This window comes from Paramesorhizobium leguminum (genome assembly GCF_003217235.1).
Classification (GTDB): domain Bacteria; phylum Pseudomonadota; class Alphaproteobacteria; order Rhizobiales; family Rhizobiaceae; genus Paramesorhizobium; species Paramesorhizobium leguminum.
The window spans coordinates 1-20218 of sequence record NZ_QJTF01000035.1 but is presented as its reverse complement, the minus strand read 5'-3'; the positions used below and the strand labels follow the sequence as shown (position 1 = coordinate 20218).

At 56.3% G+C, this 20218-nt stretch carries 16 protein-coding genes and 3 pseudogenes; 9 read left to right on the top strand and 10 right to left on the bottom strand.

Translation table 11 applies throughout. The features are described 5' to 3' along the window. Nucleotides 1-1326, top strand: a 1326-nt coding sequence (locus C7477_RS17845; RefSeq protein WP_425373596.1) for an AAA family ATPase, incomplete at its 5' end; no start/stop codon positions are given. Then, a complete protein-coding gene (locus C7477_RS19550; RefSeq protein ID WP_425373595.1) occupies nucleotides 1274-1624 on the top strand; it encodes a hypothetical protein in 351 nt (116 codons plus the stop codon). The genes C7477_RS17845 and C7477_RS19550, both read left to right, overlap by 53 nt. 95 nt (nucleotides 1625-1719) lie before the next feature. Here C7477_RS19550 and C7477_RS17840 read toward each other — a convergent pair. The 6 genes and pseudogenes from C7477_RS17840 to C7477_RS17815 form a co-directional block, all read right to left on the bottom strand. After that, a pseudogene (locus tag C7477_RS17840) lies at nucleotides 1720-2551 on the bottom strand (IS5 family transposase). Nucleotides 2552-2702: 151 nt separating this feature from the next. After that, nucleotides 2703-4562 (bottom strand): DUF3732 domain-containing protein, encoded by a 1860-nt coding sequence (locus C7477_RS17835; protein WP_110754630.1) that lies wholly within the window; start codon nucleotides 4560-4562, stop codon nucleotides 2703-2705. Then, the gene (locus C7477_RS17830) at nucleotides 4559-5005 is read right to left on the bottom strand and encodes a three component ABC system middle component (RefSeq protein ID WP_110754628.1); all 447 of its coding nucleotides are present in this window, start codon (nucleotides 5003-5005) and stop codon (nucleotides 4559-4561) included. Before C7477_RS17830 ends, C7477_RS17835 begins: the two co-directional genes overlap by 4 nt. Then, the gene (locus tag C7477_RS17825; protein WP_110754636.1) at nucleotides 5002-6216 is read right to left on the bottom strand and encodes a hypothetical protein; all 1215 of its coding nucleotides are present in this window, start codon (nucleotides 6214-6216) and stop codon (nucleotides 5002-5004) included. The genes C7477_RS17830 and C7477_RS17825 overlap by 4 nt, the downstream gene beginning before the upstream one ends. 283 nt (nucleotides 6217-6499) lie before the next feature. Further along, nucleotides 6500-7441: a HEPN domain-containing protein gene (locus C7477_RS17820; protein WP_210206163.1), complete on the bottom strand. Its 942-nt coding sequence runs from the start codon at nucleotides 7439-7441 to the stop codon at nucleotides 6500-6502. Further along, on the bottom strand, nucleotides 7432-8082 hold the full coding sequence (locus C7477_RS17815; RefSeq protein ID WP_110754626.1) for a hypothetical protein: 651 nt from the start codon (nucleotides 8080-8082) through the stop codon (nucleotides 7432-7434). The genes C7477_RS17820 and C7477_RS17815 overlap by 10 nt, the downstream gene beginning before the upstream one ends. A 156-nt stretch (nucleotides 8083-8238) precedes the next feature. On the opposite strand from C7477_RS17815, the gene C7477_RS17810 reads away from it, so the two are divergent. From C7477_RS17810 to C7477_RS17790, 5 genes are all read left to right on the top strand, one after another. Next, nucleotides 8239-8472: a helix-turn-helix domain-containing protein gene (locus C7477_RS17810; protein WP_245411894.1), complete on the top strand. Its 234-nt coding sequence runs from the start codon at nucleotides 8239-8241 to the stop codon at nucleotides 8470-8472. A 181-nt stretch (nucleotides 8473-8653) separates the two neighbouring features. Continuing rightward, nucleotides 8654-8869 (top strand): helix-turn-helix transcriptional regulator, encoded by a 216-nt coding sequence (locus C7477_RS17805; RefSeq protein ID WP_110754623.1) that lies wholly within the window; start codon nucleotides 8654-8656, stop codon nucleotides 8867-8869. Then, nucleotides 8859-9080, top strand: a complete 222-nt coding sequence (locus C7477_RS17800; protein ID WP_110754621.1) for a hypothetical protein — start codon at nucleotides 8859-8861, stop codon at nucleotides 9078-9080. The genes C7477_RS17805 and C7477_RS17800 overlap by 11 nt, the downstream gene beginning before the upstream one ends. Nucleotides 9081-9181: 101 nt before the next feature. Continuing rightward, nucleotides 9182-9388, top strand: a complete 207-nt coding sequence (locus tag C7477_RS17795) for a hypothetical protein (protein ID WP_110754619.1) — start codon at nucleotides 9182-9184, stop codon at nucleotides 9386-9388. Nucleotides 9389-9403: 15 nt separating this feature from the next. Continuing rightward, nucleotides 9404-11104, top strand: a complete 1701-nt coding sequence (locus tag C7477_RS17790) for a recombinase family protein (RefSeq protein WP_110754617.1) — start codon at nucleotides 9404-9406, stop codon at nucleotides 11102-11104. 176 nt (nucleotides 11105-11280) lie between these two features. Here the strand turns inward: C7477_RS17790 and C7477_RS17785 are convergent, their stop codons facing one another. Both C7477_RS17785 and C7477_RS17780 read right to left on the bottom strand, forming a co-directional pair. Next, nucleotides 11281-13809: an amidohydrolase family protein gene (locus C7477_RS17785; RefSeq protein WP_110754615.1), complete on the bottom strand. Its 2529-nt coding sequence runs from the start codon at nucleotides 13807-13809 to the stop codon at nucleotides 11281-11283. Next, the gene (locus tag C7477_RS17780) at nucleotides 13806-16850 is read right to left on the bottom strand and encodes a hypothetical protein (protein ID WP_146226121.1); all 3045 of its coding nucleotides are present in this window, start codon (nucleotides 16848-16850) and stop codon (nucleotides 13806-13808) included. The genes C7477_RS17785 and C7477_RS17780 overlap by 4 nt, the downstream gene beginning before the upstream one ends. Before the next feature lie 216 nt (nucleotides 16851-17066). On the opposite strand from C7477_RS17780, the pseudogene C7477_RS17770 reads away from it, so the two are divergent. Further along, nucleotides 17067-17177, top strand: a pseudogene (locus tag C7477_RS17770) (transposase domain-containing protein); the annotation flags it as partial. Nucleotides 17178-17524: 347 nt separating this feature from the next. On the opposite strand, the gene C7477_RS17760 reads toward C7477_RS17770, so the two are convergent. Continuing rightward, nucleotides 17525-18007, bottom strand: coding sequence for a hypothetical protein (locus C7477_RS17760; protein ID WP_110754609.1), 483 nt, complete (start codon nucleotides 18005-18007; stop codon nucleotides 17525-17527). A gap of 282 nt (nucleotides 18008-18289) precedes the next feature. Beyond that, nucleotides 18290-19672, bottom strand: a complete 1383-nt coding sequence (locus C7477_RS17755; RefSeq protein WP_110754607.1) for a Fic family protein — start codon at nucleotides 19670-19672, stop codon at nucleotides 18290-18292. A gap of 440 nt (nucleotides 19673-20112) precedes the next feature. On the opposite strand from C7477_RS17755, the pseudogene C7477_RS17750 reads away from it, so the two are divergent. Next, nucleotides 20113-20218, top strand: a pseudogene (locus C7477_RS17750) (IS66 family transposase); the annotation flags it as partial.

Below are 20218 nucleotides of genomic sequence, written 5' to 3'. Positions count from 1 at the left end.
CGAGTTCTGTCCCATGCGGCGGAGGCTGGGGCCAAGGTGGTGCTGGTTGGCGATCCGCAGCAGTTGCAGGCTATCGAGGCAGGCGCAGCGTTCCGCTCTATCCACGACCGGCACGGCGGAGTGGAAATCAGCGAGGTTCGCCGCCAGCGCGAGGACTGGCAGCGCGACGCCACGCGCGATCTGGCAAGCGGCAGGGCCGGCGCGGCGATCCATGCTTATGACCGTCACGACATGTTACATTCCGCCGAAACGCGGGAGCAAGCGCGCGGCGACCTCATCGCCCGCTGGGACCGTGACCGGCAGGCCGAGCCGGACAAAAGCCGCATTATCCTCACGCATACAGACGCGGAAGTGCGGGAACTCAACGAGGCAGCCCGTGAACGAATGCGGGAAGCGGGCGATCTGGGCGAGGATGTGCGCGTCACGGTCGAGCGCGGCGCACGCGGCTTTGCCAGCGGGGATCGCGTCATGTTCCTGCAAAACGAGCGCGGCCTTGGCGTCAAGAACGGCACGCTTGGCACAATCGAGGAAGTCAGCACCAAGAGCATGACGGTGCGCACCGACGATGGCCGTTCCGTTGATTTCGATCTCAAGGATTATAATCGCATCGACCATGGCTATGCCGCGACGATCCACAAGGCTCAAGGCATGACGGTGGACCGCACCCATGTTCTGGCAACGCCGGGCTTGGATGCCCATTCGAGCTATGTCGCACTTTCGCGCCATCGCGACGGCCTGGACCTGCATTATGGCCGCGACGATTTCGCCAGCAGGGACAAGCTGGTGAATATTATGTCACGCGACCGCTCCAAGGACATGGCATCCGACTACGAACAGCGCGATCCGGTGCAGGACTACGCCGAGCGCCGCAGCATCGCCCCGCCTGAACATGAACACGTTGCCGAAATCGCGCCGAAACCAGAAGCGGACAGGCCGCGCATCCTGTTCGATAGCCGCAGCCTGCCTGGACATGGACATAGCGCATCCGACCGTGACCATGCTGGAATGGAGGCACGACGGGAAACCGCAGCGCCGGACCATGCCCGCGGTATCGCCCAAGACCTGGAAGCTGCAATGCGCAAGGCCCGCACCGAAGCGCTCAAGCGTCATGCCCGCGCCGTGGATGCCATCTTCACCACCGATGACGCGGGCCGCAGGGCAAGTCCGGAACAGTGGAAGGAACTGGTGGAGGCCCGCAAGGCGTTCGATGAAGTCCGTCCATATGGCTGGCAGGATGCGGAAGCGGCTTATGCCAAGGATGCAGACCTCGCCCGTGAAGCCCGGAACCGGAAGGACCAGCCGGGCCATTCGCGCGCTCCAGTTTGAAACCGAAATTCGTACCGACCCGCAGCGCCGTGCGGATCGTTTCGTGGAGCGCTGGCAGAGGCTCGACCACGCCAGCCAGCGCCAGTATAGGGAAGGCGATATGTCTGGCTATAGGGCCACACGATCAGCGATGGGCGAGATGGCGAAGAGCCTCGAACGCGACCCGCAGCTGGAATCCATCCTTGCCAACCGAAAGCGGGAACTCGGCATCCGCATGGATTTCGACGCCGGGATGAGTGTAGGCAAGCAGCTTACCCTCAATTATGGGCTTGGCAGAGGGCGGGGGCTTGGGCTTTGATCCAGGACGATGGTTAACGCTTAGATAGCGACGACGGCGACCGTACCGCTCCTGACCAATACCTTAGGGCCTGAATCAAAAAGAATGGATTGATATCAAGCTCTTGCGAGCCTGCGTGTGAGCAGGCGAATATGGGCGATGTATATCCAGGCTTCTGCGGAAGCGATGGATTTCTCCCAGTCCTTGGCGAGCCTGCGGCATCGCCCCAGCCATGCGAATGTGCGCTCCACGACCCAGCGGCGCGGCAGGACTTCGAAGCCTTTGGCTTTATCCGTCCACTTGACAATTTCCAGGGTGAATGTGCCGATCTTTGGCAGCGCACCCCTAAGCTTCGGTCCAGCATAGCCGCCGTCGGCGAAGACGTGCCGCAGCCACGGCCAGCGTTTGAGAATAGAGTTGAGGGCGGCCGGTGCGCCGTCCCGATCCTGGATCCTGGATATCGGCAGCGTGAACGACGAGGCCGACCATCAGGCCGATGGTGTCGACAACGATGTGACGCTTGCGCCCGTTGATCTTCTTTCCTGCGTCGAAGCCACGAATTCCGCCGCTTTCGGTGGTCTTGACCGATTGGCTGTCAATCACGCCCGCCGTCGGGCTCGCTTCCCGGCCCTCTGCCTCGCGCGCCGCCATGACCAGACTGTTGCTGATAGTCCGCAACAAGCCATCCTCACGCCAGCGATAGAAGTACTTTTGCACCGTCGAAAAGGGTGGGAAGTCTTTCGGCAGCAATCGCCACGCGCCGCCCGACGAGGCGAGGTAAAGAAGTGCGTTCACCACTTCGCGCAGGTCCGTCTGGCGCGGCCGGCCGATGCGGTTCGCAGACGGCATCATCGGCGCAATCAGCGCCCACTCTCCATCGGTCATATCGCTTGCGTAGCGGGCGCAACGCCGCTCATAATGTACACGGGTGATTTCAGTCCAGGCCATCGTGATCTCCATCGAATCTCGCAAATCCGACCGAACCACAACCTGCTGAAATCACTCAACTCTTTTTGGAACGGGCACTTAGAAACGGCAGCGCTGATACGCGGTATCGGATCGATTGCGGACATTGGCAGACATTCGCGCCCGATACGCCTTAGCCGAGCTTGGAAACTGGGATAAGGGCGTTTCCATCCCGGAAAATTTCAACTAGGTGCACGTTCTTGAGGCCTTCCCAATATCGGGGGTTTATGTGCTCGAAGACGATCATCTGGAACTCTTTTCCAATTTCATTTGCCGTAGTGATGAACTGGTCCAAAAGCTCCAGTGCTAACTTGACCTTTGCAACATCGCTCTGGTCTATGTCCTTCTCGCCCTCACCGTCCGCTTGATCGTCCTCGCCCCAGTAGGGCCTAGAGAACTGATCAATAATCAGAAACGGTGCCACGTGAATGCCGTCGTTCCGCATAATCAGTTCATGCAGACCAAGAAACAGAAACAGGTGGAGGAACATGTGGTTGGAACTGCTGCCTACGTTCTCGATCGATGCTGTTCGGGGCTTGCGCAGATGAAGTTTCTTTTCCGTGTAATTGAAGGCGGAACGATAGTCGCCATAGTTCCCGAGCGCTGCCTTCGTAAGCGAAATATATTCTTGAATTGCCTCATCAAGGGTCCGGGTGAACAGCTCTTGCCGGTCGTTGGCAGGTGGCACAGCGAGGTCTTCGATTTCGGCCTTCAGATTCGCTATCACCTGACTATTGTCTGGAGCCTTTTCTGATTCTGGATCGGCGTATAGCTCAAGCTTGGCTTTCGTTTCGCCGATGAAAATATACTTATCCTTATCGGTTTCGAAGCTCTCCATCTCTGTAGGAAGGGCTTGAAGGTCTCCTTCGAGCTTGTCGCGCTGAGTTTCCAATGCCTTGATAATTTCGGAGACGTTGCTGTCTAACGGCGTCTTCCGAACAGTAGCGTCTTTAATCTGCTGCAGACCCTCGGAAAGGTTCCTGAGAATGTCGTCGAATACAGATGTCCGAACCGTCTCCTCGTAATTTCTCATCAAATATTCAACCGGCTGGAGGCTATCCGCTGTTTCCTTGAGGATCGCCTTATGATTTCCATACTCCGAAGCGAATTTGCGAAGCCCCCTGATCTTCCGAGAAACTCGGTATAGCTGTGAAGAAATTTCGTCATACTGCGCGGATACATGCAGATCGGAGCCACTCTCCCGCTCTGTGACAAGCCGCTTCAACGCGGCGATTGATGCATCTGCGTCCGAATCGTCAGCAACGAGCCCGTACCCCTTCGCCCGCGCGACGGTTTCAGCCAATTGGGCGTTAAACTGATCGCGCTTTTCCTGTGTTTTCGCGGCCAATTTTTCAAGGCGGGCGAGGTTGCGCTCCAACTCAGCTCGCTTCTCTCGCTTCAGTATATTTTCGACCGTGTCGATTCCCACAGCAATGTCGAATATGCGCGGTAACGCCTCTTGGTAGCGGGACTCGTTCTGTTTGTCAAAAAACTGATCACTATGTGTGATTATATCTTGGGAGATCGTGTTGAAGAGCAGGAAATACCGTAGGGACACTCTAGAGCCGGCTTGCAGTGTTCTTCCGCCAAAGGGAATTCTGACGTCTTGGTCGATGCCGAAGTCAGAGCTCAATTGCTTTTTCAAAACGCTTTCGCTGATATTCGGGATCGGCGCGGAGTCCGGCACTTCCCCTATTGAGGAGAAGTAGTAATCAAGCGATGGTGTCGTTCCTGTCGGTGCGCGTCTTGCCAAGGTATAGATTTTGTCGTTCATATGAATGCGCAGTCCATACCAGGCGACATTTTCGTTTATAATACTCTCAGAAATCCGATGCTTGCTTGCGAACATGCAATAATCGAAAATGTCCAGGATGGCGGTCTTACCAGTGTGGCTGGCTCCGGTGATTATATTCACCTTGTTCGGCAGGAACGTAACGGACCTTCTTTGTTCGGTCTTGAGCCACAGGTGCAGGCTTTCGATATAGAATTTCATAGCTCAATCCTCGCATTGAGGTAGAAAACTTCAGCATTACCGGAAACCAGCGCAGCTATGTTTGGTGATGCGCGCTTAACGCGCTCGGCGCGTTTGCCCATCGAGGCGTCGAAGGGTAAGTCAGATACAATCACCGCGCCGTTGTCCTTAAGCTTAATCCCATCAATTTCATGCAAAAATTGGAGGGTATTGACGGTTTGAGTAATCGAAGCAAAGTATCTTTCATTGAAATTATAGAAGAATTCGATGTTATCGATTAGATATTGCTCAAAGCTAACGAAGCGGAATCTGCCATTGCTAAGCTTGTTTACCATCTGGCGATGCGCAACAACCGGCAAAATTAACGCAATTTGGGGAAGTGTTAGAAATCCGGCCTCTTTCAGGACAGAGGAGATAGCGAACGCATTCATTCCGAGATTGTTGTAATATGAGCTGAACTTCACTTGTAGCGGTCTTTCCAGTCGCTCAACCAGCCAATCACTGGCCGATCAGAGAGATCGTAGAACCCGCCATGGCTCAGGGGTAGCGGAAGATCCTGTGAAGCAAGTGTGAGCTTTCTCTGCCGCAAATCTCCGATAATCGCACAGGCAGATGCGCGCTCGTCACCATTTGACTGCTGGTCTGAGTAGGTCTGGCGGAACTTCCCTTCCCATATTAGAAAAGCCTCTTCTTCCAGATCGTCAATATCGGATTGGGTGATATCCCCATCCTGGATCAGTCGTTCCATGTCATCGCGAAACTGCAGCCGTCTAGTGGTGAACTTCGTATGAAACTCAATGTCATCCTCCGAGATGTCGTTGATATCCACCAACTGCTTGATGAACGTCTGGTCGAGGAGATTGTCCGGCAAAACAGGCGGAAATTTCCTGAAAAGCAGAGCGCCGCTCCGGGCCTTATCGAAATGCCGTCGGTACTGCTGATTGAACTCGTCAAAGCTGATCGTGATTTTGTTCCCCGCCTTAATGGTAGCGAAGGAGTTTTGCCGGACTTGGGAATCGACGGCGTTAAAAACGTCGTCAATTCGTGTCGGGTGTATCTGCTTCTCGGCGATGGACATTTTGCATAGGTTAATGATTTCGTCCTCCCCCAAGGCGAACGACAGGTGTTCAAAAAACCTCTTTGACACGGCGACGTCGAGTGAGAGCACGTCATCGATGTAGCCTTGGATCACTTGGTCTTTGCTTTTAGCCTTGAGCGACGTGATATCAGCGACAAGCTCAGCATGACTTTTCATGTTAGCTTTGAAAGCTTCGATGGATATCAGAAAGGCGTTTTTGTTGTTTTCTGACTTGTTGGATGCCAGCAGGAAGCTGGTCTTTTTAAGAAAGGCAAGCTGAGAATCCACTGACGCCCGTCCATCCGCCGGGTCGATAATCAATTTGCACCAGTTTGAAATCGATTTCCAAAGGTCACTGTCCATCGTCGTAAGGTTGATGGGAATACCCTGTGCGCTCGTCTGAACTGTGTGCTTCAGCTGAACAAGTAAAGTAGTTCCATCGGAACGCTCAACATGAACATCATCTAAAACCTCCAAGCCCACAACTTGACCGCTCTTCAGATTTAGCAACTCATTGAGAAAGTAATAATACTGGTAGTCGAAACCGATTGATTTATCATCTGCACTGGTTGTATCGACGCGCGACCTTCCGCTCATAGGCCTACCAACAGAATCCCAGAAAACATGCCCCAAGTTGTTACCCAGACCTAGCAGCTGCAAATCGCTATTTCAACTTAATAGCAATGGGATTTGAGAAGGAGGGGGGAGGTTCTCGCTCGGTTGAATGAATTTCCTCCTGTCCGAAACCGGCATGACTCTGGAGTTTTCTGTACAACTCAGCCTGTGTGGAGGTGGCGAATATGTTCGCTTTCAGTGGACGGCTCTGATTGTCCAAAATGACGGATAAGGGGGCACGAAGCGGCCGAACTGACCCGCGTCCTCAACTATGGGCTTGGCAGAAGGCGAGGGCTTGGGCTTTGATCCCCACGCCGTCGAACCTATTGAGGTGTGCAGCGCAGATTGCGGCGGCGGTTTCTTGCAGCACATTCACACGCTCGACCAGCCAAGCCAGTTCCTCGCCGGTGATTTCGTAGCGGTGCGAATAGCGGGCTTCGACATAGGCACGGTCGAGGCGGGCAAAGCATCGTCCGACAAAACGGCTACCGTTAGGCCAGACTTCCACCAGAAGGGGCGCGACCCGCTCCGCATGGGTGCGCAGGAAGGACAGCCGGTGGGATTTCGGGCTGTAGAGCGTCAGAACATGCAGGGTGCAATGATAGAGCCGTTCGACGGTTTGATGCAGATCAAAGGCTGCTTCCCTGTAATAGCCGCGCCCAATGGCCACCTTCGCCAGTTCAAAGCGATGCGCGGCGCTTGGAAACCAGTGGCCGAAATGCCTGTTCATTTCGGCCTTGACGGTCTCTGGGGTTAGCGGCTTGGGTTGGGCGAAGGGAAAACCCGGCGTCTCGTAGAGCACGATGCCATCGCGGGCGATGTCCATGAAGAACGGCCGACCGAGCGCGAGTTGGTTGTTCACGTCCATGATGGAGTGAACGATGAAGCTGACCGGCGTTGCCAGATGTCCGGTCACCGTCAGTTCCCGCAGGAAGCGATCCTCAGCCCGATACCAGAAACGCGGATCGGCAAAGGTTTCGGTCGTGACGACGACGAGCAGGTTATAATCGGAACGGTCCTGCCAGTCGCCGTGTGCATGAGAGCCAAAGAGAATCAGTTTAAGGATACGTCCACGCTTCCCTTTTTCCGACAGCTTGCCCTTCTGCGCGTCCTCGAATTCATCGAAAAGAATTCGTGCGACTCGTTCCAGTCCACGGCGCTTGTTCTCGGGAAGATGACCGAGGCGTTCAGGCAGCGTCACATACATGACGCGCTCCCGTGCCGCATGATACGCAAAATGTCACCCAGCGCCGAGCGTACCAGTGGCCACGGAAACTCCGTGCAATCTTCGGAAGGTTGACCTTCACGCAGGACCACATCGAGCTTGCCCGCCACACCCGAAAGCGTCGTGGCGGGCGTGTCCGTCAGGGCGTCTACCAGTTCCTGCTGACGGTCGGCGGCGGCGTGTTCCGCCCGCTTGGCGGCGGAATAGCCGAGGCGTTCGTCCTCGGCGTCCCAACGGGCCTGATGGGCGGCGAGATCGGTCTCGGCCTTGGTGCGGATATCGGGGTCACCGCCGAAATAGTCCCCGATGTCGCCCTGCCACCAGATGAAGTAGGTGGCCTCTTCGTCCGGCAGGTAGACCTTGGCGTGCGGAAAGCCAACGGTATTGATCAGTTGGGTTTCGAGGCGTTGTTGTTTTTCGCACAGGGCGATGGTGTTGAGACAGGCGGCCTGCCACGCGCGCCAGAGCGCCATTGCGGGGTCGGAGGTGGCATTACCGGCCAGCGCCTCGCCAGCATCGGCGCCAGTTTCAAACAACAACATTGCCGTGGTCGCCATCGTACCCGTCAGCAACATCCTGCGCGTGACGGAAGGCAAAGTCGTGTTATTGTCAGAATCAGCCATTGATCTGAGCTCCTACCAGCTTGGATTGTGGTCAGGCTGCTAATGATGGTCGCAACATCGTTGGCAGCCGCTTCTTTCAGGCGAACAAAATCGTACCACGGATACGATAATGGAAGCCGGTTCATGGATCAACAAAAATCGTATCAGTGTTACGAAATGGATTATATTCAGTGCCGAATGGCGCGAGCCGCACTTGGTTGGGGAACTCGGGATTTAGCTCGAAATGCTAATGTTTCCCCCGACACTGTCGCGCGTTTTGAACGTGGCGAGAATTTAAAAAGCACGACCGTTGCGGCTCTGCGCGCGGCATTCGAAGCTGCGGGCATCGAGTTCCTCCCGGAGAACGGTGAGGGGCCGGGTGTGCGATTGGCTAAGAAACCCACGCGTTAATGTAAGCACCTCCGGCATCGACCTTGTGCGAGACCGGGGACTTGGATTGTAGATTTTTCCTTTTTACCGCCGTTTGTACGCAGCAGTACGACGGCGGCTAAATATCTCTTGCAAAACGAAAAATTTCTATTCTTCCTGCTTCAGGGGCAGTCAGAAACGACCAGCAGGGGGCGCTCCCGCCATGCCCGAGACAGACCGGATCATTCGCCTTAAAACCGTCCTTGCCCGCACCGGGCTGTCTCGCTCCACCATCTACCGCAAGATCGCAGAGGGCACATTTCCCGCCCAGATCAAAATCAGCATCAACGGCGCGGGGTGGCGGGAATCGGACATCAATCGCTGGATCGCAAACCCCGTGGCGTGGCAGCCAGAGGGAGGGCGCAGGGATGGCCGATGAGGGAAATCATGACGGCAGGCAGAAACCGGCTAATGACAATCGCCTGCCTGATGGACAGGAAGGCGAGAGCAAGGCCGATGCTGCCGAAAAGCTTGATGAGGTTGTGCTGTCCATTGCTCGCTTGATCGGCAGGCAGATGGCGCGGGAAGATTTCGCAGCCCGGATTGCCGCCAATGATAACCGAAAGGCAAAGGCAGCGGATGATGATTAGCCGTCGCTGTTTGCGCGGGGGAGGGCGGAAACGGCTTGCCTCGGGACGCTGCGTTCATTTAGGATTCATGTAAGGCGCACAGTTCGAACCTGTGTGGTGCGATGAAAGCCTTTTTTGGCTTCGAGGCAGTGGGCCGGAAGGAAGCCGCCCCCTCAAGGCCAAGCCGCTTCGCGGTGGCGCTGCGCGCCAGCCTTGACCGGTCGTCTTCCTTCCGGCGAGGGCTTCTGAAGCAAGAAAGGCAGGGCGTGCGCTGGCAGGCAGCGCCAGCCGTGACTGACCCGGCCCAGCCGCAGAACATTGCCCAATGAAGGAGGAGCCATACCATGACCCGCGTTGCCCTTTATGCCCGCTATTCGTCCGACAATCAGAGCGAGGCGTCTATCGAAGACCAGTTCCGGCTTTGCCGGGACCATGCGCGACAGGAGCGGTGGGAAATCGTCGGCTCCTATGAGGATGCCGCCATATCGGGATCGAGCACGATCTTGCGTTCCGGCATTCAGCGGCTGGTGCGGGACGCGCAGCGCGGCGAGTTCAACATCCTGCTGGCGGAAGCGCTGGACCGCATCAGCCGCGATCAGGCGGATGTCGCCACGCTTTACAAGCATTTGAAGTTTGCAGGCGTCAGCATCGTCACCTTGGCCGAGGGCGAAATCTCCGAGCTTCATGTCGGTCTGAAAGGCACAATGAACGCGCTGTTCCTGAAAGACCTCGCGATGAAGACGCATCGCGGCTTACGGGGCAGGGTGGAGAAAGGCAAGGCGGGCGGTGGGCTTTGCTACGGCTATCGTGTTCTCAAGAAACTGGACGCCAATGGCGAGCCTATCCGGGGCGACCGGGAAATCATCCCGGAGGAAGCGGAAACCATTCGCCGCATCTTCCACGAATTTGCATCGGGCAAAAGCCCGAAGGCCATTGCCGTTGATCTGAACCGGGACGGCATCCCCGGTCCGCTGGGCCGTGCCTGGGGCGATACCAGCATTCGCGGCCATGTTTCGCGCGGCACCGGCATCATCAACAATGAACTATATGCGGGAGTTCTGGTCTGGAACCGGCTGCGCTTTGTCAAAGACCCATCCACCGGTAAGCGCGTGTCGCGCCTCAATCCCGAAAGCGCATGGATCAGGGCCGAAGTTCCGCACCTACGCATCGTGGACGATGAACTCCGGAATGCGGTGCGCGCCCGCCAGAAGCAAATCGCGGCCATCTTCGGGCCGAACCCGGCCAACACGCGCGAAGACCGCATGAAGCGCATCCATCTGGCGAACCGGCCTGTTTCGCTTCTTTCCGGCCTTTTGACCCGCGGGTGTTGCAGCGGCAAGGTCGGCATCATCACGCCGGACCGCCATGGCTGCCTCAACCATCACCGCCGTGGCACCTGCGACAATAATCGCACCATCACCCGGCAGAACATCGAGGCGCGTGTGTTGTCTGGCCTGAAAGAGGGGCTGGTATCGTCGGAAGCGGTGGCGGAAGCCATCCGCGCCTATGCGGAAGAAATGAATCGGCTCAACCATGACAGGCGCGCGCAAGCCGCTGCCGATCAAAAGGCGCTCGCCAAGATCGAAAAAGCCATTGCGGGCATCATTGCCGCTATCGAAGATGGCATGTATCAGCCGAGCATGAAGGCGCGCATGGACGAGCTTGAAAGGCAGAAGGCGGAAATCACCGCCCGCATGGGGAAAGCACCCGCCGATGTGCCGGACGTTCATCCCAACATCACCAATGCCTACCGGCTTCGCGTCGAGCGCTTCACCCAGGCGCTGAACGATCCCGAGGGCGGACGGCAGGCAGCGGAATCGCTGCGCTCGCTGATCGGAGAAATCGTTCTCACTCCCGGTCAGAAGCGTGGCGAGGTCCATGCCGAGCTACGCGGCGAGTTGTTCGGTATTCTCGACTTCGCCAAGGCGGAAGAAACCAACCGGCCAGCCGGTTTTATGCCGCCAGTCGAAGCCAGCCCCCGCAACCACGCCACAGTACGCCAGACCATCCCAAACTATGATCCTTACGACGCACTACTCTTCTGAAACGACAGGTTCAGATCAGGTTCGTAGCGGCCTTCAGCCCGGAGCGCGTTCCGGTCGATGTTCAGCAAGCTCGAGCTCGGCAGGTCGAAGAGTCGTTGCCGCTCAATGAATGTTTTTCCTACTCTGTCTCAAGAACGCTGATGTTAAACAGGTATGCGTTTACTGATCGAGGCGATTTAGCGGGGGGGTGCAATTGGCCTGAATCGGTAAGCTGCACCGTTTTGATTAAGCTTGTCGATCAGGTTGATCGCGTCCTGCGCGCTTACTAGGAAATGGTTTCGCAACACGTCATAGATGGCGGAATATTCGTTGCGTAGGCTGGTCGCTAATATCCCTGTGTCGTCACTTCCAACGCAAATCGCTGGAACGGCCTTGAAGCCGTCATCTGTAAGGCCAAGCCACCGGAAGAGGTGGTGTTCGCTGAGGTGATTGTACGAACTGATACGGACATTGCTGGTCGGAAGGGTTTCGAGGGCGACGCCGGAGGCCGCCAGGTCGGAAAGCACTTGGGACTGCAGTCTTGTCAACGCCGCACGGTCGAGCCAATCGGCCTTGACCTCACATAGCTCCAATAAGCTCTTGCCAAGTGTATGCCTCTTTCGAAACAGCGCGTATGCTTGAGGATGCTGTTTCGCAACGTCTGCGATCCGCGCTAATTCAAACCTTCGCGCCGGTGCGTTGATGCGGCCGGATTTGCCGGTTGCCGCCGTTGCAATAGCGGCGGCGGAGGGGGCGTCTGACATATCGCGTTCGAGTTCCAGTATTTCGAGAATGTCGAGATCGCGGCAGAGCCATGCCTGATGAAGGAGCGTTGGGGAATGCTCTTGTCCATAAATGGCCAAAGCCAGTTCGGAAATTTCTCCCTCGAGTGTCTTCGCCTCGTTGGCGATTTCAGGGTTGCCTAGAAGTGTGCGATGCGCATAGACGAGATTGTCGAGGTGTTCGCCCCTAGAGACCATCAATCGTGGTCCAGTGCGCGACAGCCATAAATCCGGCCTAATCCCCAGCGCGGTGGCATGCCCCATCCTGTCACCGGCGCCGAGTGGCAGAAACAATCGTGCCTCGGCGCAGGACCGAATGCCCGACACGAGATGAATGAAATCTTCTCCGACGTGATAAGTGGCGTTTTCGATACAATGGTGACGCAAATACCGGAACGTCGGCGCAAAGACCTCCGGGGCCGCATGCAACTCGTTGGCCGCCGCATCCATGCCGCGGAGGATTTGCCGTACAAGCCGGTGCCGTTCGACTGCCTGGCGCACGACTTGAGCCTGTTGCCTGAGTTCCGAGCGCAACACGAGATCCAGCGCCTGCGAGGCGCGTTTGCCAGACTTGGAGGGCGGCCGTTTGATGAAATGCACGACGAGCGCCAATTCGCTGTCCGCTCTGCCACCGCCATCGCCCCGACAATTGCCGCGGCAGCCGCCCGTTATGCAGCCGGGAGCGTCACCCCTGAGACCCTTGACGGAAGCCCGTGCAGGGCAGCCGCGAAAACGAAGGTATCCGTCGACGACGGCCTCGATCAGGGACAGAAACGTCGCCACATCTTTCTTCGGCGCCAGCCGCCCTTCGAGGTGCCGCAGTGTCGTGTATGGTTTCTGGCCGTTGAGCTGCCGAAACCGCGCGTCATAGACGCTTTCGAGATGTTCCCGTACGCCAACGAGCGTGTATTTCTGGAATTGATCGAACCCGACTTCGTCGATTTGCTGAACGGAAATGCGTGCGACCTGTGTGAGCACCAGCATGTTGAAATACAACGCCAGACCCAGCTCCGCCCTTGGTGCATTGGGTTGTCCAAGAGCCTGAAACCATGTGTAGAGAAATGCGGCCTCGTCCACGAGTGGTGAGGACAACTTCCCAGGAAAAATCCTGGATATAGGGTGATGCGCGAGGGGGAGGCCCGTCGTATGGCAGCAAGTCGAGTCGGCCCAATGGACATTCATTGTCTCCAGCATCGCCTGCATGGAGACGTTGGTCTCGCTTTTCCGCCTATTGATCCGGTTGTCCAGGAGCCTTGCCACCAGATGCCGGACACGGCGCGCCGATCTTAGTCGACGGTAGAAATCATAGGGCGTCAGACCCAGTTCTAGTTGATCGTAAAACTCATCCGTCGGGCCGCCCGTTTTGGTGCGGGCAACGTTGAGTTCGCGCAGATAGGTATCTGGAGAGCGTACGGCATCGGGCCAAAGGATGTCGAGTTCCGTCGATCCGTTGAGGTGCATGTGCATCTCGTTCAGCCCGTCGCGTTCGATGAGGTGCTGCACCTCCTGCTGATGCGGATATATTAGCGCCGTGCCGCCGAGTTGCGCGGCGAGATAGGCTCTAGGGTCATCGCCATGTGCCGGGCCCCGCCCTTCATTGACCAGAAACGCGATGATGACCGCCAGCGGCGAGATCATCGGCAACAGTTCCCGCCAGTCTTCGAATGCATCTGTCCGAATATGGATATTGCCGCCGGAGCGCGTCAGAAAGTGTTTGGCGAGCGCCGATAGAACGCCCAAAGGTAGATCGTGAATCTGGTCGATTCCGGCGAGACGCGCGTCCAGATAATTCTTGTAGAAATGGTCCGGGCGCCCTGCATCGCTGCGTCTTTCGGAGACGAAAATGCGGCGTTTGACATCGCTGATTTTGGGAATATTGCCGTTCGACAGTTCCTTTATTCCAAACCCGTCGCCAAAGGCCCTCCGATAGATGAGGGTACTCATAGGTTGTCAAGTTCGTTTAGTATGTCAATTTCGTTGCTGGTACCCGTGGCGGCATCTGTCGCCTGGCCACCTTTCTGGGTAGTAGCACGCGCCAGCGCCTTAGACAGGACCGGCCCGAAACGACGGTTTTGTGTGAACTGGCCTTGAAGCTGCACTGTATTGAGCGGGAAGAATAAGCCGTCGAACGTTGCCGCGGCTTCGGCTTCTTTCCTCGGCGAATACAGCTCAATGAGCGCGAATGGAGCTTTTGCCTCGGACCAATAGGACGATGTTTTTTCCTGGTATGTTTTGACAATCTGGTTATTCGGGTCGCCACGGCGGGGGGCCGCAACCTCGTCGCGTTCGTCACGTGCCAGGAAATACCCCCAAAGAGGACAGGTGAAAATCAGATCGAAAAAGGCAAATTCCGGCGTCTTGCGGAAATGTTCGTTCTCCGGATTGTTGTAGATTTCGTTGAGAAGACCAACCGTTATCTCGCCGGAATTTACGGGGTTATTACTGAGCGAATCGCTTACCCCCACGTTTGCCGCACGCATCGCTTCATAGCCGACCGAATGAAGGAAGGCGATCACCGAGCGATGCATCAGCACACCGAGATAGCGTGTCTCACCGTGACGCAGGTTTTCGCGAACGTTGTGGAATGTGTACGTGAAACGCGTCCACATCCTCGATAGAACGATAGGCGCGAGCGGACGCAGGGGACCTCTCTTGGCATGGTCGCTTAGCCAGCTGTTTAACACATCCTCGATGGACCAATTGTCGTCGGATGCGGAAGGATCACGGTCTGCGGCTAAATAGTCATCATCATCGAGGTCATCATCGACCCCGGCGAGACCGGCTCGCGTAGCAGCCGGCGTCGGATAACTACGTGCTTGACTGCTCGCGCGCAGAACTGCCTTGATGCCGACTTGTCTCTTTTCATTTGACAACAGGTCGATCAGCTCGCCAATCACGGCGAGAATGCGCGGAAATGAATAGCTGCCCGCCTCAGCAGCCTGACCACTGACGATCCGGTTAAGCGGAATGCGTGCGACCAATCGGCTGTTGCGGTCGAGGCGGTCGGAAAGATCCTCGGCAGCGTTGACGAAATAGACCTGAAAGCCCGCCTCCTTGCGGCGTCGCGATGCATAGCTCCAGCCTGCGTTGAGCAATGCTTTATGATAGCCACGCAACGGCGGTGGCAGGGCGGTAAGGATTTGATCTGTGCGGGGGGCCGGACTGGGCGCAAGATTGAGGAATGCCTCGCGGTTAAGTTTCAACTTTCCGGCATACTCCAAACCATAGAGCTCGCGGGCGGCGGCGGGCGCCTCGCGCACACGCTGGAGCGGGACGCTGGCACCACTCAGGCGGATATCCGCATCGTTGCGACGATTACCCTCGCGGCCTTCGATCGCCTCCCACGAAGCCAGACGGCTTACGAACTGGAGGCTGCTTTCTACCGTGCCCGCCGAGAGATGGGAAAAGAGCCTCGATATGCTCGAGCTTGCAATCTCGCCTCGATCGACTTTTTCCCTGACGATGGCGATCCTGAGCCAATAATCGATCAGCTTTCCGGGAGAGGCCCGAAACACGCCGTTGAGGACGGCGGTTACATAAAGCGCAACGAGGTTGCTGTCATCGGCATCTACCGCATCGGGATGAAAGCGCCCCAATGTCGGCCACAGCGCCGAACGGGTCAGCCACTCACCGAGGACGCCGAAGATCGCGTCCGGAGCGGCGTCGCGGGTTTTCTCGACCTCCAGGCCCAAGCTCATGAGCGCGGTCCAGGCAATATGCATGAGCGCGTCCTGCGCGGCGCGGCGCTCGCTATCTGCCTTCGGGTCATCGGTAGCGCAAACGGCGACCGCTCCCGCCAGCACTTGCAAGGCACTTCGCGTGGGGATCTGCAACAATTGTCTGCGGATAAGCTGAACATCCGGTTCATACCGATTGCCGAAGACGCGATCAACGAGCCGGTGAATGAAATCGTCGAGTGACATAGGAACCGGAAGAGCCGTGGCTTTTACCTCGAACGTACGAATTTTTGCGTGATATGCCAGCGGCATGAGATCGGCGCGATTCTCGGGTGGCGCCACTTTTACCAGATACTGGTCTTGCAGCGCGTCAACCATGGAGTTGATCTTACCGATAAGCGACGGATGGCTATCCGCGTCATCTCGCTGTCTGTCCGCGTCATCTCGCAACTTCTCCGCCTTCAGGAAGTCTTGTCCCATTTGACCCCATTGTTGGCGGCGAACGAGCAAGGCATAAAGACTAAGATCACCGGAAAGGATGATACGAAGCTGCGGGGTGACGAAGTATTTTCGTAAGGCTTCAAGCACCGGCCAGCCTCGTTCGAACCAGGTATCGACATCGTCGATCGCGAGCACGAAGGCGTCTGTGTCCATATATTTCGCAGCGGCCTTGACATAGGCGCGAAAGCGCCGTTCAAAATCGTGGGCTGCCGAAGCATCTTCCAGGCCGCGATCAAGCACGTAATCAGGATCGAGCCAGTCCTTTCCGGCATACAGCCCTTCTCCAATACCATCGAGAAGTGAGAGTCCTTGGGCTAGCCGGCGAAGTGCGTCTTCCACCTGCTTGTGCTCGTCAAAGCGGCCAGATCGTGTTCGGCGATGCTCGGTTGCAATGCGAATGCGATCGATCACCGCGATGATGATGTTTTGTTTCGTTTCGATCAGCGTGGGATCGATGATGCCAAGGCTATAAAGTTTTGTCTGTGCGGTGGTTTTGCCCGCGTTTTCCTTAGCAAATTCGTCCCGGTATTCGTTTGTTTCAATGGATTTGAGGATACTGGCAAGAAACGTCGTCTTGCCTTCTCCTCGCCGGGCTGAAACAAGGATGGCGTCATGGCGCCGCTCTTGCAAAACATTAAGAGCGGCGGGGCGATCGTCTTTTTCATTCTCATCGGCTGGCGGTTTGACCGGACGAGACAACGCCCGGATCACCCGCGTTCGCGCTTCCCGCTGGATGAAATTTTGAGCCGTCGGATTGGGATTTCCGATCAGGTCGAGATCAATGGTAACGACTTCGTCTTGGCTCAAAATATCAAATCCTTGGTATGCTGCTTCTCGCCTATGAAGTCAGAACGCGACGCTTCTTGACGATCTTCTTCGAGAAGGAATGGTGCTAGAGATGTGAGGCAGTCGCGAATGGCGTCTGTAGGATCATCATGGACTTTAGATTCGACCCAGTAGGTTTCAGCCTGCCGTCTTCTAGTGCATCCGGCTATCTGTCTTGAGGTCCATTTTGCAAAGAACGATCCGCTCGACTGGCTCTCCCAAACATTGACCCGCATTGTTCAAGGTTGGCCAGCCTCTGAAATCGAAGCACTCATGCCCTGGAACTTCAAGCCCGACGTTATCGGCTGACCGCTTACGACCAGGCAGTGGCAGTAGACTCTGACCTTGTGCCCATCGATCTCGACATCACGCTCGACGAGATGCAGATGCACGCCGATTTCGTCTGGGTCTCCCGACAAAATTGCGTCGAGTTTGGCACCCGTAATTTCTGCCATTTGTGTGTGTTCCCCCAGAATCACTCGCAAGTATATTGCGGATCACCTCGGCCTGCCGCAAGCGCAGGCTCGTGTCAGTTCACTCATATCATCGGCTTTGTTATGTGAATCGCTTAGAAAAAACTATATGAACAGGGATAGCCCGCCTCGGGAGCGCTCGGTTGAAATTGATCGCGTGCCATACTGCAAGCATTCCCAATATCAGGCCGGCTCGACTTCAACACCTTCTGGCTGTTCGTTGCGCGCTCGAACCCCCTCCAAAGAGGTTTTGTTGGCCACGTATTTCTCCAATTCCGTAGCGTGGTTCTCACAGCCTTTTGCCTGCTTGCGTAAAAGTAATATGTGGTCAGAAAGTTCTCGCGGCGTGCAGAGGCTTATTGGGACTAGGGCCCGTTCGCCGTTTCTAAGCACAGGATACGATTTAACCAGGCGGGTATGGCCAGGAAATACCATTTGGGGAGATGCGGGATCATCGCTCATGCCGACGCGCTTCAGCATTCGCGCAACGACGCCCACCAATTCCTTCTTGGCGAACGCCCTGTAGAAGCTGGCATAAGGGCCAGTCAGAGGCTTGTTCTTAAAAATTTCTTCAACGATCTGGCTTGGCTGTGCAATCTGGCCAGCATCCATCCACTGACCGATGAGCTTATGCAGCTCCGACAATAGTGCAGCATCTTTGGCCATGAGCGTCGTCCTATCACAACGGTTGAACGGAAAAAACGGCGCAGCTATAGACACGTTACTGCCCCCTGCGCGGCTACAGCATTCAAGCGGAATTTGGCTGATAGCTGTAACTTAGCTTGGTGATCATCCACGGTTTCTAAAAATTGTCAAAGCCGTTGTTCTGACTTTGTTCAAGTAAGCAGATATTTGTTCAGGTTGAGTGGAAGAACGGCTGAGGCTTCCTCAGCGCATTTAAAATTGGCGCGCAAAGTCGCTGCGCGACAATGGGGCAGGAGCTATAGGTCATTTCGCCTCCCAGACTTTGCGCCAGGCTGCGAACTCCGAGGGGCGGATCTGATAGCGTGCGAAATTGCCTTCATGCAGTTCCGTCAACTCGGCTTCGGTAGTCTCGACGAAACGCTCACGGTCAGCGGGATCGATCCTGTCAACCGCCCAAGCGGCAACGCGCGCGGCGGCCTCCTTGCGTTCGGTGCGGCCACGGATGAGGTGCGCGACGAGTTCACGCAGTTCGGCGCGATAGCGAAGACGGAATGGATCAGGTTCGCCGAGCGATTGGCGCACAGCGGCGTAACGCGCAGCCGAGCGTTCATAGGCCCATAGGAAGAGGTCTTTAAGGAGATCAATGCGGTTGAGTTCGTACACCCCAAGCACTGCCTCGGTATACGCTTGTCGCGGCACATCGGCGAAGGAGAGCGGTGAAAGGTTGTTCTTGATGAATGGGATATTTGCGGCAAGGCGAGACACGCGCTTGTTTACGTCATCGAATGGCTGAAGATACGGCAGTTGTACCATGACGAAGAACGCTTGCTCGAAGGGGTCGACGATGGCGTCGGCGGTAACCAAAATCTGATCGAAAGATTCCTCGATGAGTTGAGGAACTTCCAGAGGATGGAATGCGGATCGTTCGATCCCCACCGCGATGTAGCGCAATCTACCCGCGGCTGATGAATCGGAAAGGAGATTGTTTGCAAGCAACCCGTGCAGATTGAGGATCGTGTAGCGGTTGAAGCCGATGTCGTCGGCCGCGCTGACCAGGAATTCAATTGCGTCCTTGTGGTTGAGGATCATCTGCGCTTCGACATGCCTTCGGCCCTTGGCTTCTTCGCCGAATTCTATGAGGCGTCTGGTATCGAGGAGTGAATAGGTATTGCCCTCGAGGCGGCTCGAATTCCAGGCGAGATCGATGAGGAGCCTGTTCAGGATGTGCTTGGCGTAGGTTCCTGCCGGCTGCTCGGCGATCTGCGATCGTCCTACCGACATCAGATGGCCTCGTTCGGCCTCGGTCAAATAAAAAGTGACATTCGGGCGGTATCGGTCAAGAAAATCGCGATTGTAGCCGACCGGCTTGCGAGCCTCAGGTGCCTGCCGGACATAATCGCGCACCGATTTGGCCGCATCGGATAGCGCGATCGCGAAGGCCTGATCTCCGCCAGATGGTGCAGCGCCTGAAGCAATGTCAGGCAGACGATATTTTGCCCACCGGCCTTCGCCCTCCATTACAAGACGATTGCCCGATACCAACCGCTTCAGGCGATACTGTAGCGTGCGTTGAGGAATAGGCGCGGGCAGGGCGCGAAGAATTTCCGATGCTGGAATAGCACCTTTATGGCGGCCTACAATCTCTTCAATCATTGCTAAAGCGTCGTCTAAGATTTGGTTTACCATGTTTGACCGCTTTCCTGCGCATAGAGTTTAGGCGCCAAAATGCGGAATCTATGCGCAAATATCAAGTCTATGCGCAATAGTTATTGCGCATATTGCAAACGGGGCGATGAGAGCCTATAAAAGTTTTCGTGTTTCGGAAGCTTAGTTGATGGTATGGAACAACTACGCGGCGGCACGAAACAGTCCGCTACGGTCTTCGATGGATAGCAATTCCATCATTTGGTGATGCCTCGGCGCGATCCGCAAGTTAAGAGCAAATCCTGCCCCCGCAACCAACGATCCTTGTTTTTGCTTCAAGCCCTTGCCTCGCAAGGGCTTTTTTGCGTTCTGGGCCGCCGCCTCCGTAAGCGCGAATTTCTGTGCACCTTTTCGTATTGAGTATGTTTTGACATGAGGTGTCCACTTAACGGAGGTGGACACCAAGTGATTGAGGACGATGAACGGAAGCTGCCGCGCTGGTTCATAAATATGTCGACGGCACCCCGCTCTACCGCCTGGCGCAGGTCTTCGAGCGCGCCGGGGTTCCCGTCAGCCGCGGCGCTCTGG